This window comes from Rhodococcus sp. MurmanLake-1, from assembly GCF_056945715.1.
Genome location: NZ_JBWZNF010000079.1, coordinates 1 through 279 on the forward strand (window position 1 = coordinate 1; position 279 = coordinate 279).

General features: G+C 66.7%; 1 protein-coding gene. It reads left to right on the top strand.

The window, feature by feature from the left end:
• Window positions 1-279 (top strand): hypothetical protein (locus tag AC2ETI_RS32730; RefSeq protein ID WP_483635065.1); only part of this gene is annotated, 279 nt, incomplete at both ends.

The following is a 279-nucleotide window of genomic DNA, read 5'->3' on the forward strand; positions in this document are numbered from 1 at the left end:
GCCCCGCTGCGCCTGAACAGCGGTCTGGTCTGGGAACTGGACCGCTGGCAGGCGCGGGTAGACGTGCAGCACGCTGCGTCGCAGCACCGCAAACCCGCCAACGAAACCGGCACCGATGGCTACACCACCTTGGGGGCGAGCGTTGGCTACCGCTTCGACATTGGCCAGAGCCAGTGGCTGGCGTTTGTACGCGGCGAAAACCTCACCGACCAGACCATGCGCTACGCCAGTTCGATCCTGCGCGATATCGCACCGGCGCCGGGGCGCAGTGTGGAAGTC